Source organism: Cobetia sp. SIMBA_158, from assembly GCF_046566945.1.
Lineage (GTDB): Bacteria > Pseudomonadota > Gammaproteobacteria > Pseudomonadales > Halomonadaceae > Cobetia > Cobetia amphilecti.
The window spans coordinates 1-274 of record NZ_JAWJYL010000338.1; the positions used below are offsets into that span (position 1 = coordinate 1).

1 protein-coding gene is annotated in these 274 nt (G+C 35.8%); it reads left to right on the plus strand.

The window, feature by feature from the left end; all coding sequences use genetic code 11:
* Positions 1-274: GerAB/ArcD/ProY family transporter (locus R2R70_RS20190; RefSeq protein WP_410978931.1), on the plus strand; the 274-nt coding region annotated here is incomplete at both ends.

The window sequence follows — 274 nt, forward strand, 5'->3', positions numbered from 1 at the left end:
ATTGAAAAATCAGGAAATGCAGCTCCATTAGCAAGTCTAGTAGGGATTTCTATTGCATTTATTGGTCTTCTAGGTCTCCTTATTTTAGGAAGGCGATTTTCAAAATACACGTTCGTTGGGTATAGCAAGTTGATCGTTGGAAAAGTATTCGGGAATCTTTTCATAATTTTATTTTTAATCACTGCACTGATTTTAATAGGATTAGAAACAAGGCAATTTGCAGAAGTTTTAGTCGGTGGGTTGTTACCAGATACGCCAATTCAGCTTTCCATCT